The organism is Microbacterium oxydans, from assembly GCF_900095745.1.
GTDB classification, from domain to species: Bacteria; Actinomycetota; Actinomycetes; order Actinomycetales; family Microbacteriaceae; genus Microbacterium; species Microbacterium oxydans_B.
In genome coordinates this window covers 478703-493237 of the sequence record NZ_FMIR01000018.1, presented here as the reverse complement: position 1 = coordinate 493237, position 14535 = coordinate 478703, and the positions used below count along the sequence as shown (strand labels likewise).

Annotated in this window: 12 protein-coding genes and 1 tRNA gene; 12 read left to right on the top strand and 1 reads right to left on the bottom strand. The window is 68.0% G+C overall.

Annotation, left to right across the window (positions count from 1 at the left end):
• Positions 1–9: 9 nt before the first annotated feature.
• The 9 genes from serS (at position 10) to BQ2383_RS15070 (ending at position 9772) form a co-directional block, all read left to right on the top strand.
• Positions 10–1326 carry a serine--tRNA ligase gene (gene serS / locus BQ2383_RS15110; protein WP_091035711.1) on the top strand — a complete coding sequence of 439 codons (1317 nt, stop codon included), beginning with the start codon at positions 10–12 and terminating at the stop codon, positions 1324–1326.
• Positions 1323–2144, top strand: coding sequence for an HAD family hydrolase (locus BQ2383_RS15105; RefSeq protein WP_091035708.1), 822 nt, complete (start codon positions 1323–1325; stop codon positions 2142–2144). The genes serS and BQ2383_RS15105 overlap by 4 nt, the downstream gene beginning before the upstream one ends.
• 43 nt (positions 2145–2187) lie before the next feature.
• Positions 2188–2272 (top strand) — tRNA-Ser (locus BQ2383_RS15100).
• Between the two features lie 50 nt (positions 2273–2322).
• A complete protein-coding gene (locus BQ2383_RS15095) occupies positions 2323–3558 on the top strand; it encodes an LCP family protein (RefSeq protein WP_091035706.1) in 1236 nt (411 codons plus the stop codon).
• 63 nt (positions 3559–3621) lie between these two features.
• Positions 3622–4626, top strand: coding sequence for a LacI family DNA-binding transcriptional regulator (locus BQ2383_RS15090; protein WP_091035703.1), 1005 nt, complete (start codon positions 3622–3624; stop codon positions 4624–4626).
• 179 nt (positions 4627–4805) lie between these two features.
• Positions 4806–6446 carry a glycoside hydrolase family 13 protein gene (locus BQ2383_RS15085; RefSeq protein ID WP_208617682.1) on the top strand — a complete coding sequence of 547 codons (1641 nt, stop codon included), beginning with the start codon at positions 4806–4808 and terminating at the stop codon, positions 6444–6446.
• A 42-nt stretch (positions 6447–6488) separates the two neighbouring features.
• Complete coding sequence (locus tag BQ2383_RS15080; protein WP_091035697.1) at positions 6489–7856, top strand: ABC transporter substrate-binding protein; 1368 nt, start codon at positions 6489–6491, stop codon at positions 7854–7856.
• A gap of 6 nt (positions 7857–7862) precedes the next feature.
• Positions 7863–8828, top strand: coding sequence for a carbohydrate ABC transporter permease (locus tag BQ2383_RS15075; protein WP_208617677.1), 966 nt, complete (start codon positions 7863–7865; stop codon positions 8826–8828).
• Positions 8825–9772, top strand: coding sequence for a carbohydrate ABC transporter permease (locus BQ2383_RS15070; RefSeq protein WP_091035694.1), 948 nt, complete (start codon positions 8825–8827; stop codon positions 9770–9772). The genes BQ2383_RS15075 and BQ2383_RS15070 overlap by 4 nt, the downstream gene beginning before the upstream one ends.
• Before the next feature lie 5 nt (positions 9773–9777).
• On the opposite strand, the gene BQ2383_RS15065 is transcribed toward BQ2383_RS15070, so the two are convergent.
• On the bottom strand, positions 9778–10785 hold the full coding sequence (locus tag BQ2383_RS15065; RefSeq protein ID WP_091035692.1) for a LacI family DNA-binding transcriptional regulator: 1008 nt from the start codon (positions 10783–10785) through the stop codon (positions 9778–9780).
• A 149-nt stretch (positions 10786–10934) separates the two neighbouring features.
• Between BQ2383_RS15065 and BQ2383_RS15060 the strand changes: the two genes are divergently transcribed.
• The 3 genes from BQ2383_RS15060 to BQ2383_RS15050 are packed head-to-tail and all read left to right on the top strand — an operon-like array spanning position 10935 to position 14535.
• Complete coding sequence (locus BQ2383_RS15060; RefSeq protein WP_091035689.1) at positions 10935–12464, top strand: sugar ABC transporter ATP-binding protein; 1530 nt, start codon at positions 10935–10937, stop codon at positions 12462–12464.
• A complete protein-coding gene (locus tag BQ2383_RS15055; protein ID WP_091035687.1) occupies positions 12461–13489 on the top strand; it encodes an ABC transporter permease in 1029 nt (342 codons plus the stop codon). Before BQ2383_RS15060 ends, BQ2383_RS15055 begins: the two co-directional genes overlap by 4 nt.
• The gene (locus BQ2383_RS15050) at positions 13486–14535 is read left to right on the top strand and encodes an ABC transporter permease (protein WP_167381639.1); all 1050 of its coding nucleotides are present in this window, start codon (positions 13486–13488) and stop codon (positions 14533–14535) included. Before BQ2383_RS15055 ends, BQ2383_RS15050 begins: the two co-directional genes overlap by 4 nt.

Here is a 14535-nt window from a genome sequence, read left to right as displayed (position 1 = left end):
ACTTGGGAGATGATCGACCTCGCACTCCTCCGCGAAAACCCGGAGATCGTCCGCCGTTCACAGGCTGCCCGTGGAAACGACCAGAGCACCGTCGACGTCGCACTCGAGGCCGATCGATCGCGCCGGGCCGCACTCTCCGCTTTCGAGGAGCTGCGCGCCGAGCAGAACGCGTTCGGCAAGCAGGTCGCGAAGGCTCCCAAGGACGAGAAGGCCGCCCTCGTCGCGCAGGCGAAGGACCTCGCCGAGCGCGTGAAGCAGGCGCAGCATGCGGCGAACGAGGCGGCGGAGGCGGCATCCGCAGCCCTCGCCCGGATCGAGAACGTCGTCGTCGACGGCGTCCCCGCCGGCGGCGAGGCCGACTTCGTCGAACTGCGTCGGGTGGGCGAGGTGCCCGCATTCGACTTCGAGCCGCGCGACCACCTCGAGCTCGGTGAGCTCCTCGGCGCGATCGACATGGAGCGCGGAGCGAAGGTCTCCGGTGCGCGCTTCTACTTCCTGCGCGGCATCGGGGCCCGCCTCGAGATCGCCCTCATGAACCTCGCGCTCGACAAGGCCCTGCAGAACGGGTTCGTGCCTCTGATCACGCCGACCCTCGTGCGCCCCGAGATCATGCAGGGCACCGGGTTCCTCGGCGAGCACGCCGACGAGGTCTACCACCTCGACAAGGACGACGACCTGTACCTCGTCGGCACCAGCGAGGTCGCGCTCGCCGGGTACCACAAGGATGAGATCGTCGACCTCGCCGACGGAGCACTCCGCTACGCGGGCTGGTCGACCTGCTACCGCCGCGAAGCGGGTTCGCACGGCAAGGACACCCGCGGCATCATCCGGGTGCATCAGTTCAACAAGCTCGAGATGTTCGTCTACACGACCGCAGAGGAGGCCGAGGCGGAGCACCTGCGCCTCGTCGCGCTGCAGGAGGAGATGCTCACCTCCCTCGGGCTCTCCTACCGTGTGATCGATGTCGCTGCGGGCGACCTCGGCTCGAGCGCAGCACGCAAGTACGACATCGAGGCGTGGGTGCCGACGCAGGGAGCGTTCCGCGAGCTCACGTCGACGTCGAACTGCACGACCTTCCAGGCGCGCCGACTCGACGTCAGGCACCGCCCGGCCGTCGATGCGACGGATGCTGCCGCGCAGGGCTCCGCGAAGACGCAGCACGTCGCCACCCTGAACGGTACGCTCGCCACCACGCGTTGGATCGTCGCTCTGCTCGAGACGCACCAGCAGGCCGACGGATCGGTGCGTGTGCCCGAGGTGCTGCGTCCGTACCTCGGCGGCCTCGAAGTGATCCTGCCCCTCGGCGACGGGCGGGCTGCTCGATGACGGGGCACTGGCTGGTCGGCCTCGACGTCGACGGCACCATCCTGCTGCAGGACGAGACCATGAGTCCCGGTGTGCCCGAGGCCATCGCGCGCGTGCGCGATGCCGGGCACGTGGTGACCATCGCGACCGGGCGCAGCTGGATGGCCACGCGCCGCTACGTCGAGGAGCTCGGTCTGACCGCCGACTACGTCGTGTGCTCCAACGGCGCCGTGACGATGCGCCGCGACGGCGACGACTGGGAGCGCTGGAACGTCGAGACCTTCGACCCCACTCCCGTCCTCGGGCTACTGCGCGACCGTCTTCCCGACGCCCGGTACATGGTCGAGCTCGCCTCCGGGCAGCGGCTGTTCACCGAGCAGCTCGACGACTGGACGCTCGACGGCGGACGACAGGTCGACTTCGACGAACTCGCCGCGCTGCCGGTCTCCCGCATCGTGGTCGTCTCGCCCGGTCACGACGAAGACGACTTCCACCGCCTGGTGGCGGATGCCGGCCTCAACGAGGTCTCCTACGCGATCGGGTGGACTGCGTGGCTGGACATCGCCCCGCAGGGCGTCGACAAGGGCACCGCCTTGGAGCAGGTGCGCACCGAGCTCGGGCTCGACAGTGGACGCATCCTGGTCGCCGGCGACGGGCGCAACGACATCGGCATGTTCGGGTGGGCGCGCTCCCTCGAGGGACGGGCCGTGGCGATGGGGCAGGCTCCGGACGTGGTGAAGGAAGCCGCGAGCGAGGTCACCGCCGACGTCGAGGACGGCGGGCTGGCGCAGGCGCTCGACACGCTTCCAGCGCCCGCCCAGGTCAGCGCGGGAGAATAGAACTCGGCTAGACTCACGCCTTGTCGACAGATACGTCTGTCGAGGAGGGTTGTCCGAGCGGCCGATGGAGCTGGTCTTGAAAACCAGTGGGCAGAGATGTCTCGTGGGTTCGAATCCCACACCCTCCGCATAGTGAGCACGGTGACCCCGCACCGGCGCTGAATCCGAAAGGGCCCGTGTGAGCGAGAACACCCGCCGCCGCACCATCGCACGACATGGTCAACTCGCGACGCCGAGCACGCTCGGCCAGCTGCTGAGGTTCATCGCGATCGGTCTGGCCGTGGTGCTCGTCAGCGGGTTCGGCGTGGCGATGTACATCGCGTACGACTTCTCGAGCACCGTCGCGGCCAACGCCGTCGACCTGGACGGACAGGAAGTCATCCCGCCGGACATCGGCGAGTACGAGAGCGGCTTCAACCTGGTCCTCACCGGTGTCGACACCTGCGAGGAGAAGTACAAGGACCTCTTCGGTGAACGGTGCACCGGGGGCGACGCCGAGGGCACACTCAACGACGTGAACCTTCTGGTGCACGTGTCGCAGGAGCCCCGCCGGATCACCGTCGTCAGCTTCCCGCGCGACCTGATGCTGCCCATCCCGGAGTGCACGGACGAAGACGGCAACGTGCACTCGGCGATGAGCAAGCAGCCTCTCAACACGGCCTACACGGACGGCGGCCTGAACTGCGTCGTCCAGACGATTTCGCAACTCACCGACCAAGAGGTCCAGTTCGCGGCATCCGTCACCTTCGGTGGCGTGATCGAGATCACCAACGCCATCGGCGGCGTCGACGTGTGCCTGGCGAACCCGATCAAGGACCGCTACACGGGCCTCGACATGGCCGCGGGAACCCACACCGTCGAGGGCCTGCAGGCGCTGCAGTTCCTTCGCACCCGTCACGGTGTCGGCGACGGCAGCGACCTGGGCCGTATCGGCAACCAGCAGCAGTACATGTCGAGCCTCGCCCGCAAGATGATCAGCGGGGAGGTGCTCGGCAACGTTCCGGTCATGCTCAAGCTGGCCAACACGGCCCTGAGTAACCTCGAGGCCAGCACGTCGCTGGCGAACAACCCGATGACGCTCGTCCAGATCGCCCTCGCGGTCAAGTCGGTCCCGTTCGAGGACATCGTGTTCGTGCAGTATCCGACCGGTGCCGACTACGCCGACCCGAACAAGGTCGTCCCCAACGAGGAAGCGGCCGCGGCGCTCTGGGATGCGCTCGAGGCCAACGCGCAGCTGCAGATCACCCACGAGAACAACAGCAACGACGGTGTCGTCGTGCAGGAGCCGACGGCGCCGGTCGAAGAGGCGACGCCGGACCCCTCCGCGACGCCGGACAACGTCGTGGCGCTGCCGGACTCGATCAAGGGCAACTCTGCTGCTCAGGAGACCTGCTCCAACGGCAACGTCCGCTGAGTCGCGACTGCATCCGCGCAACCCGTTTGCGCGTTCTTGCAAGAACTTACGTAAACTGACCCCATGTCGAAGCGACTCGCCGAGGTGGCGCGCAAGGTCGGAGTGAGTGAAGCCACGGTCAGTCGTGTGCTCAACGACAAGCCGGGCGTCTCGGATGCCACTCGGCAGGCGGTGCTGACCGCCCTCGACGTGCTCGGCTATGAGCGCCCGACGAAGCTGCGCGGCGAGCGCGCGCGCCTGGTCGGCCTGGTGCTGCCCGAGCTGCAGAACCCGATCTTCCCCGCGTTCGCCGAGATCGTCGGCGGCGCACTCACGCAGAACGGGTACACCCCGCTGCTGTGCACGCAGAACGCCGGCGGGGTGACCGAATCGGACTACGTCGACCTGCTCCTCGCGCAGCAGGTGTCCGGGGTGATCTTCCTCGGCGGCAACTACACGCAGGCGGATGCCGCCCACCAGCATTACGAGCGGCTGCGACAGGTGAATCTGCCGACCGTGCTCGTCAACGCCCGCGTCCCCGAACTGCAGTTCGCGACCGTCTCGACCGACGATGCGGCTGCGGCCGAGCAGGCGGTCCTGCACGTGCACCAACTGGGGCATCGCCGCATCGGGCTGCTGCTGGGGCCGCAGGATCACGTGCCTTCCCAGCGCAAGCTCGAGTCCGCGCGCCGCCTGCTCGAGAAGCTCGGAGCACCGCTCTCGGATGACCTCGTCGTGCGCGGCATGTACTCGCTCGAATCGGGGCAGGCCGGTGCGGCGCGACTCTTCGCCGCCGGCGCCACGGCCATCGTGTGCGCAAGCGATCCGATGGCACTCGGGGCGGTGCGTGCCGCACGTCGCGCGGGGCTGTCGGTGCCGGGAGAGGTGAGCATCGTCGGGTTCGACGACTCGGCGCTGATGAGCTGCACCGAACCGCCGCTGACCACGGTGCGGCAGCCGATCGAGTCGATGGGGCGCGCGATCATCGCGCTGCTGCTCGCGCAGATCGCCGGCACCTCCCAGCCGAGCGACGAGCTGCTGTTCGAGCCCGAGCTGGTGCTGCGCGCCTCGACGGGGCCGCTGGCCTGACCGGCATCCGGAAGACGCCGTCTTCCGTGCGCCCGCAAGTCATTGCAAAATGCCAACAATCTGTTTAGTTCTTGCGTGGAACGTTAGGAAAAGCTACATTCGACTCATCGCCACCGACGACGAGGAGTTCCGTGGACACCGACGTTCTGCGCACGGCCGCACCCGCACGCACTCTGACCATGCCCTCGGGCGAGGGATGGTGGCGCACGGCGGTGATCTACCAGGTGTACGTGCGCAGCTTCGCGGACGGCAACGGCGATGGGATCGGCGATCTCGCCGGCGTGCGCTCACGGCTGCCCTACCTGAAGAGCCTCGGTGTCGACGCCCTCTGGTTCACGCCGTGGTACCAGAGCCCGCTCGCCGACGGCGGCTACGACGTGCAGGACTACCGGCTCATCGACCCGCGCTTCGGCACGCTCGAGGAGGCGGAGCAGTTGATCGCCGAGGCGCTCGAGTACGGCATCCGCACCATCGTCGACATCGTGCCGAACCACATCTCCGACCGGCACGCATGGTTCCAGCAGGCGCTGGCGTCGCAGCCGGGGAGCCCGGAGCGCGAGCGCTTCTGGTTCCATCCCGGTCGAGGCGCGGACGGCGACGAGATGCCAACGAACTGGGTGTCGAGCTTTCAAGGCGAGACGTGGACGCGCACGCGGAACCCCGACGGCACTGCAGGGGAGTGGTACCTGCACCTGTTCACACCCCAGCAGCCTGATCTCAACTGGAACCACCCCGATGTCCGGCGCGACCACGAAGACGTCCTGCGCTTCTGGTTCGACCGCGGAGTCGCCGGGGTGCGCATCGACTCGGCCGCCCTCCCGGTCAAGGATCCGGCGCTGCCGGACCTCCCCGCCGGCACCGCACCGGCCTCGGGGCATCCGCACATCGACCGCGACGAACTGCACGACATCTACCGCGACTGGCGTGCCGTCGCCGACGAATACGACGGCGAGCGCGTGCTCGTCGGAGAGGTCTGGCTCGACGACGCGGAGCGCTTCGCCCGCTACCTGCGCCCTGGCGAGATGCACACCGCTTTCAACTTCGGCTTCATGACGCAGCCGTGGAGCGCCCAGGCGATGCGTGACTCCATCACACGCACCCTCGCCGAGCACGCGCCCGTCGGCGCGCCCGCGACCTGGGTGCTCTCGAACCATGACGTCACCCGGCCGGTCACGCGGTACGGGCAGGCCGATTCGTCGTTCGCGTTCGAGCGCAAGAGGTTCGGCACCCCGACGGACGCGGTTCGAGGCGCGCGACGGGCCCGCGCGGCCTCGCTGCTCGTCGCCGCCCTCCCCGGCAGCCTCTACATCTACCAGGGCGACGAGCTCGGGCTGCCCGAGGTGGAGCTGCCGCTCGACGCGATCGAGGACCCCATGCACTTCCGTTCCGGGGGTGTCGATCCGGGACGCGACGGATGCCGCGTTCCCCTGCCCTGGGCGGGGACGGCGACCCCCTACGGCTTCGGCGGCACCCCGTGGCTTCCGCAGCCGGACGACTGGGCGACGCTCACGGTCGAAGCGCAGGATGCCGATCCCTCCTCGACTCTGAACCTGTACCGCGCGGCCATCGCCCTGCGCACGCAGATCGCCGACTTCACCGGCAGCGATCTGGAGTGGTTGGAGCTCGGAGCGGACGTCCTCGCGTTCCGCCGGGGCGACGGCACCGTCAGCATCACCAACCTCGGCGCCGTGCCGGTGCCCCTCCCCGCGCACCACGAGGTGCTTCTCGCCAGCGCCCCGCTCGACGGTGCGCTGCCCCCGGATTCCACCGCCTGGCTTGCGCTCCGCCCGGCGGCGGTCTCGTCGCAAGCGACCGACTAGCCCTGCACCACCCGATCAGCACCACCTGGAAGGACACAGACAATGAAGTCACCGATGAAAGCCCTCGTCGCCGGCGTTGCCGTGCTCACGACGGTCGGAGCCCTCGCCGGCTGCACGTCGAGCGGCAATGACAGCGCCGACGGCAAGACCGAGCTGCGGGTCGCGACGTTCCCTCCGGGAGCCGATGCGGCCGCCTATGAGGCGTTCGCCGAACAGGAGAAGCAATTCGAGAAGGAGCACCCCGACATCGACATCGTGGGTGTCGAGTACGAGTGGGAGGGCCCGACCTTCGCCGTGCAGCTCGCCGGCGGAAGCCTGCCCGATGTCTTCACCGTGCCGTTCACCGACTCCAAGACCCTGCTCGAGAACGGGCAGCTGACGGACGTCACCGACGCGATCGAGGAGCTCGGCTACACCGACAAGTTCAACCCGATCATCCTTGACGGTGTCACAGGAGACGACGGCAAGATCTACGGCTTCCCGCGCCAGGCGTACGCGGCCGCACTGCACTACAACCGCGACCTGTTCGAACAGGCCGGACTCGACCCCGACAGCCCGCCGGAGACGTGGGACGAGATCCGCGAAGCGGCCAAGAAGATCACGGATGCCACGGGCAAGGCCGGCTACGCGCAGATGGCGATCAACAACACCGGCGGCTGGCAGCTCACCTCGCAGACGGTGGCGCGCGGCGGCCGCACGCAGACCGACAACGGCGACGGCACGGCGGAGTCGACGATCGACAACGACGCCACCAAGGCCGCGCTGCAGTTCCTGCACGACGTGAAGTGGGAGGACAACGACTTCGGTTCCAAGGTCGATCTCGACTGGGGAACCATCAACCAGGAGTTCGCGGCCGGCAACATCGGGATGTACACCTCGGGCTCGGACATCTACACCGCGCTGGTGCGGGACTTCGGCATGGACTCGGACATCTACGGCATGACGGTCGTGCCGATGGAGGGCGATGACCCCGGCACTCTCGGCGGCGGCGACATCGCCGTGATCAGCCCTACGGTCGACGACACGACGAAGGCCGCAGCGGTGACCTGGATCGACTGGTACTACATGCAGAAGCTCATGGACAAGGATGCCGCAGTGCTCGACGCGAAGACCCTGAACGAGTCCGGTCAGGCCGTGGGCACCCCGCTGCTTCCCGTGCTCAGCCGCGAGCTGTACGACGAGTCGCAGGAGTGGATCGCCGACTACATCAACGTGCCGGTCGACCAGATGGCGCCGTTCAGCGACCGCATCTGGGACCAGACGCCGGTCGGTGAGCCGAAGGTGAAGACGCAGGAGGTCTACGCGCTCCTCGACACCGCGGTGCAGACCGTTCTGACCGACCAGAACGCCGACATCGACGCGCTGCTCGCCCAGGTGCAGACCGATGCACAGGCGAAGCTTGACGAGTAACGCTCCATGACGATGACGATCCCCGAGCAGCGGGCGGCGGCGGAGGACTCTCCGCCGCCCGCTGTGCGCCGTTCCCGCCGCCGCTCACCGCTCACGTGGTTCCGCGGCGGCGGGCTCGCGAACCTCCTGTTCGTGCTCCCCATGCTGTTCGTGTTCGTGTTCTTCTCGTGGTCGCCGATCGTGCAGTCGGTGATCATGAGCCTGCAGAAGACCAACCTGATCGTGTCCGAGTGGGTCGGATTCGACAACTACCTCGCCGTGATCGGCGACCCCGAACTCGGCCGCGCCGTGATCAACACCCTGTGGTTCGCGGTGCTCGCTCTGCTGTTCGGCTTCCCGTTGCCGCTGCTCATGGCCGTGCTGATGAGCGAGGTACGCCGCGGCAAGGGCATCTACTCGGCGCTCGCGTATCTCCCCGTCGTGATCCCGCCCGTGGTGGCGGTGCTGCTGTGGAAGTTCTTCTACAGCGCCGACCCGTCCGGTGTGTTCAACACGGTTCTCGGCTTCGTCGGCATTCCCCCGCAACCGTGGATCCAGGACGCCGTGCAGGCCATGCCCTCGCTCGTGCTCGAGGCGACGTGGGCGGGAGCCGGAGGTTCGATCATCATCTACCTGGCTGCGCTGCTGGGCGTGCCGCCCGAGCTGTATGACGCGGCCGAGGTCGACGGCGCCGGCATCGGGAAGAAGATCTGGCACGTCACGCTGCCGCAGCTGCGCGGCATCCTCTTCATCATGCTGATCCTGCAGGTGATCGCCACCGCGCAGGTCTTCCTCGAACCGTTCCTCTTCACCGGCGGCGGTCCGGCTGGAGCGACCAAGACCGTGCTGCTGTACATCTACGACAAGGCCTTCCGCAACAGCCTGGGCGGCGACTACGGAGAGGCGACGGCCGTCTCGGTGCTGCTCGCCATCGTCCTCGCCCTCCTTTCCTGGCTGTACTTCAAGCTGACCGACCGTTGGAGCACGACGTGAGCCTCACCACCCGCCTGTCGACCCGTGCCGCGGAGAAGGCGGCAGAGAAGGCCGCCGACCGCGTCGGAGATCGCACGGTCATCTCCGACTCCGAGCGCCGGCGCCCCGGCATCCGCGTCGGGATGTCGATCACGCATGTGTTCCTCACCGTCGGGCTGGTCGTCGCCGGCCTCGGCCCGATCCTGTGGCTCGCGAAGTCGGCCATCACGCCGACGCAGGACACCCTGCAGCAGCCGTTCGCGCTGTGGCCGAACGGCATGGACTGGGAGAACCTGTCGACCGCGTGGAACGACATCCACATCGACCAGTACTTCTTCAACACGGTGATCATCGCGCTCGGCGCCTGGTTCGTGCAGCTGTTCATCGCGACGACCGCGGGCTATGCGCTCTCGGTGTTGCAGCCGAAGTACGCGCCGATCCTGAACGCGCTGGTGCTGGCGACGCTGTTCATCCCCGGCATCGTGCTGCTCGTGCCGCTGTACCTGACGATCGTGCATCCGCCGCTGCTGGGGGATGTGAGCCTGCTCAACAACTACCTCGCCGTGTGGCTGCCGATGGGGGCGAATGCGTTCAACATCCTGCTGGTCAAGCGGTTCTTCGACAGTCTGCCTCGTGAGGTCTTCGAGGCCGCGCGCACCGACGGTGCCGGGCCCTTCCGACTGTTCTGGTCGATCGTGCTGCCGATGTCGAAGCCGATCCTCGGCGTGGTCTCGGTGTTCGCGATCATCGCCGCGTGGAAGGACTACCTCTGGCCCATGCTCGTGCTGCCCGACCCGTCGGTGCAGCCGCTGTCGGTGCGGCTGCCCGCCGTGCAGTCGCAGACCGAGCTCGACGTGTTCCTCGCGGCCCTCGCGATCGCGACGCTGATCCCGATCGCGATGTTCCTGATCTTCCAGTCGGTGTTCCTGCGCTCGGCTGGACTCGGGGGTGCGGTGAAGGGCTAGTCGGCTCAGCCGGTGGTCGAGCGCCGCACGATCAGTTCCGGCGGGAACACGGTCTGCCGGGGGATGCTCTCCGGGTCGGAGGCCTCTTCGAGCACGATGCGCAGGGCCGTGCGGCCGATCATCCGACTGGGCTGTCGGATCGATGAGAGCGGCACCGCGGCGGCCGCGGCGAACGGGATGTCGTCGAAACCGATCAGCGCGATCTCGTCCGGGACGAGCACTCGTCCGCCGGCGACGAGCGACTGCAGCAGACCGAGCGCCAGCAGGTCGTTCGCGGCGAACAGCGCATCCGGCCATTCGCGGCGCGGGCGGGTGAGCAGCTTCGCGCCGGCGGCGGCTCCCTCCTCCACCGTCATGGCCGAGGTGGGGACGACTTCGAGGTCGACGTGCACGGAGGCGTTCTCGGCGGCGGCGCGCGCCCCGGCGAGTCGGTCGGTGACCTGACGCATGTCGAACGGGCCGCCGACGAAGGCTATGCGGCGCCGTCCCACCTCGATGAGGTGCTCCACCGCGAGACGTCCGCCCGCGACGCTGTCGACGGAGACCGAGGAGAATCCACTGTCGGCGCTGAACCTGTCGACGAGCACGGTGGCGATCCCGCTGGCCCGGAATCGGCGCAGCTGCGTCATGACATCGCCGTACGGGGCGATCAGGAGGCCACGCACCTGCTGCTCGCGGAAGAGGTCGAGGTAGACCTTCTCACGGGAGGGGTCGTCGTCGGTGTTGCCGTAGAGGATCGCGATCCCGTGACTGGACGCCTCATCTTCGGCGCCGCGCACCACGTCGCTGTAGAACGGGTTCTGCCCGTCGAGGACCACGAAGCCGACGGTCGTGCTGATGCCGGCGCGCAGTTTGCGGGCGGCGTCGTTGCGCACGTACCCGAGTTCCTCGATGGCCCGACTCACGCGCGCCACCGAATCGCTGGAGACCTCTTCCGGGCGGTTGAGGACGTTCGAGACGGTGCCGACGGACACCCCGGCGCGGAGGGCGACATCACGGATGCTGACCGGCACGGCTCTCCTCTCGTCGTCGGGCGGATCACGGTTCGAGCATCGGGGCTTGACCTGAGGCTCGCATCACATACACTAGCCTGAAACCCGCCTGAATCGATTCAGGTAGATTCATTCCGCACAATCATCCCCCTCAACGGAGAGGAAAGCCCGTGGTCGACGAAGCACCCGCCCGCAGTGCTCCCCCCACCGCGCTCGAGCTGCACCGTGTCGTGAAGTCCTTCGGGCCCGTCATCGCGCTGCGCTCCGGAAGCCTCACGCTGCAGTCGCGGTCCATCCACGCCCTCATCGGCGAGAACGGCGCCGGCAAGTCGACGCTCGTGAAGATCATGGCCGGGCTCTACCGCCGTGACTCGGGCGACTTCCGTCTGCACGGCGAAGACGTCGACTTCACGAGCACCGCCCAGTCGAAGGCCGCGGGCATCGCGGTGATCTACCAGGAGCCGACGCTCTTCCCCGACCTCTCGGTCACCGAGAACATCTTCATGGGTCGCCAGCCGACGGGTGCTCTCGGTCGAATCGACCGCAAGGCCATGCGCACCGAGGTCGACCAGATCTTCCGTCGCCTCGGCGTCGCGCTCGATCCTGACCGCATCACTGAGGGCCTCTCGATCGCCGACCAGCAGATCATCGAGATCGCGAAGGCCATCTCGCTCGACGCCAGTGTGCTGATCATGGACGAGCCGACCGCGGCGCTCAGCGGCGTCGAGGTCGATCGGCTGTTCGCGGTCGCGCGGAGCCTGCGCGACGAGGGCCGCGCGATCCTGTTCATCTCGCACCGCTTCGACGAGGTGTTCGACCTGTGCGACACGGTCACCGTCATGCGCGATGGTGCCTACATCGACACGACGCCCATCGCCGAGACCACGGTCGACGACCTCGTGCGGCAGATGGTCGGACGCGACGTCACCGAACTCTTCCCGAAGCAGGCGGCCGAGATCGGCGAACCGCTCCTCGAGGTGCGCGGGCTCACCAGCCCCGGCGTCTTCCACGACATCTCCTTCACGGTGCGCGCGGGCGAGATCGTCGCGCTCGCCGGACTCGTCGGCGCCGGCCGCAGCGAGGTCGCCCGCGCCGTGTTCGGTGTAGACGGCTACCGCGAGGGCGAAGTGCGGATGCTCGGCGCCGGTGTGCCGCGCCGCAACCCCACCGCCGCCATGCGCCACGGCCTCGCCCTCGTGCCGGAGGACCGGCGCAAGCAGGGCCTCGTGATCGATGCGAGCGTCGGCGGCAACATCACCCTCGCCATCCGTCGCAATCTCGCCAAGTGGGGCCTGATCACCACCGGCATGGAGAACCGTGCGGCGAAGATCTGGGCGTCTCGCCTCGAGGTCAAGACGCACGCGCTCGACACCGTGGCCGCCACCCTCTCCGGCGGCAACCAGCAGAAGGTCGTGCTGGCCAAGTGGCTGGCTACCGACCCGCGAGTGCTCATCATCGACGAGCCGACCCGAGGGATCGACGTCGGCACCAAGTCCGAGGTGCACCGGCTGCTCTCGCAGCTGGCGGGTGAGGGGATGGGGATCCTGATGATCTCGTCCGAGCTCCCCGAGGTGCTCGGAATGGCCGACCGCGTGCTCGTCATGCGTGAGGGCCGGATCACCGCCGAGCTCGACCGTGAGGACGCCACCAGCGAGAACGTCATGTTCGCCGCCACGCACGCATCGGAGCAGCACGCATGAGCACCACGGCACTGGCCGCACCGGCACCCGCGTTCGCGAAGAAGCCCGGCGGCATCGGACGCGCGCGCGAACTCGGCATCTTCGCCGCCCTCGTCCTGGTGGTCGTCGCGGCCACCGTGAAGAACCCGAACTTCCTGTTCAGCGCCGACGGGTGGCGCGACCTGCTGCTGACGCCGTCGATCCTCGTGCTCGTGGCCGTCGGACAGGCGATCGTCATCATCACCCGCAACGTCGATCTCTCGGTCGGCTCGGTCATGGGGCTCACCGCCTTCCTGACCGGACGGCTCTTCATCGACGTGCCCGGCATCCCGATCCCGATCGTCGTCATCGCCGCCGTGATCTTCGGCGCTCTCCTGGGGCTGGTGAACGGCGCGCTGGTGGCTTTCGCCAAGGTGCCGGCGATGGTGATCACGCTGGGCACGCTGTATGCCTACCGCGGCATCAACGTGCTCTGGACCGGCAGTGACCAGGTGCACCCCTCCGATCTCCCGAAGGACTTCCTGCGCCTGGGAACCCAGCAGATCCTCACGATCCCGGTGCTCTCCATCGTCGCGATCATCGTGCTGGCGCTCGCCGCCTGGTACATGCGCAACACCCGCGGCGGCCGCGAGTACTACGCGATCGGATCCGACCCGGGAGCCGCCGAACTCTACGGCCTCAAGACCACCCGACGGGTGCTCAGCGCGTTCGTGCTCTCGGGAGCTCTGGCCGGACTCGCGGGTGTGTTCTATGTGACGCGGTACGGATCGGTGAGCTCGCAGGTCGGCTCAGGCTGGGAGCTGGATGCTGTGGGTGCGGCCGTCATCGGCGGCATCGCGATCACCGGCGGCGTCGGCTCCGTGTGGGGTGCGGCCATCGGCGCGATGCTGCTGATGACCATCAACCGGGCGCTGCCCATCCTCGGCATCCCCGACTTCTGGCAGCGCGCCGTGGTGGGCGTGCTCATCATCGGAGCGATCGTGCTCGACCGGCTGCTCGCCGTACGACAGAAACGGCAGCTCATCGAGGCAAGGGACGAATCATGACCACGACCACCACCTCCGGGGTCCGGGTGATCCGGGACTACGACCGGCCCCTGTGGCGACGCATCCTCATCAACCGCGAGTTCGCGACGATCGGTCTGCTCGTGCTGGTCGTGCTCGTGTCCGTCGTGTCGATCCGCGGGTTCGCGCAGCCCATCACCGTCAACTACCTGCTGCTCGACGTCGCCCCGATCCTGCTGATCGCCCTGCCGATGACCCTCGTCATGATCACCGGCGAGATCGACCTCTCGGTCGGTTCGATGGTGGGCCTCGCCAGCGTCGTCACGGGTGTGCTCACCGAGTCGGGCGCACCGTTCGAGGTCGCCGCCCTGGCCGCTCTCGCGGTCGGTGTCATCGGCGGAGCGTTCAACGGCTTTCTCGTCACGGTCGTCGGGCTGCCATCGCTCGCCGTCACGATCGGCACGCTGGCGCTGTTCCGCGGACTCGCCGTCGGCCTGCTCGGGACCACCGCCGTGACCGACTTCCCGGAGATGTGGACGGCACTGGCGAAGGCGAAGATCGCCGGCACCACCATCCCGTACATCGTGATCCCGTTCCTGATCCTGCTCGCGATCTTCGCCGTGATGCTGCACTTCACCCCGTTCGGCCGGGGCATCTACGCGATCGGACTCTCGAAGGACGCGGCCCGGTTCTCGGGTGTGCACGTCGAGCGGACGAAGTTCATCCTCTTCATGCTGTCGGGGGTGGTCGCGGCGTTCGCCGGCATCTTCTACACGCTGCGCTTCGGCAGCGCCCGCGGCGACAACGCTACGGGGCTCGAGCTCCAGGTCATCGCGGCCGTGGTCCTCGGTGGGGTGTCGGTGTTCGGCGGGCGGGGGCACCTGCACGGCGTCGTCGCCGCGGTGCTCCTGATCGGGGTGCTCGGCAGCGGTCTCCGCCTCGCCGGCGTCACCTCCGACGTCATCAACATCATCACCGGTGGCCTGCTGATCTTCTCGGTCGTCGCAGCCAGCGTCCTCGCCTGGGCGCAGCGCGTCCGTGCCAAGGCTGGGCCACCGCTCCGCGTCGCAGCCTCTCCCGCACCATGA

Bases quoted from the DNA above. Each gene is read 5' to 3' on its own strand.
- serS (WP_091035711.1), top strand. From the start codon at position 10: ATGATCGACCTCGCACTCCTCCGCGAAAACCCGGAGATCGTCCGCCGT.
- BQ2383_RS15105 (WP_091035708.1), top strand. From the start codon at position 1,323: ATGACGGGGCACTGGCTGGTCGGCCTCGACGTCGACGGCACCATCCTG.
- BQ2383_RS15090 (WP_091035703.1), top strand. From the start codon at position 3,622: ATGTCGAAGCGACTCGCCGAGGTGGCGCGCAAGGTCGGAGTGAGTGAA.
- BQ2383_RS15085 (WP_208617682.1), top strand. From the start codon at position 4,806: ATGCCCTCGGGCGAGGGATGGTGGCGCACGGCGGTGATCTACCAGGTG.
- BQ2383_RS15080 (WP_091035697.1), top strand. From the start codon at position 6,489: ATGAAGTCACCGATGAAAGCCCTCGTCGCCGGCGTTGCCGTGCTCACG.
- BQ2383_RS15075 (WP_208617677.1), top strand. From the start codon at position 7,863: ATGACGATGACGATCCCCGAGCAGCGGGCGGCGGCGGAGGACTCTCCG.
- BQ2383_RS15055 (WP_091035687.1), top strand. From the start codon at position 12,461: ATGAGCACCACGGCACTGGCCGCACCGGCACCCGCGTTCGCGAAGAAG.
- BQ2383_RS15050 (WP_167381639.1), top strand. From the start codon at position 13,486: ATGACCACGACCACCACCTCCGGGGTCCGGGTGATCCGGGACTACGAC.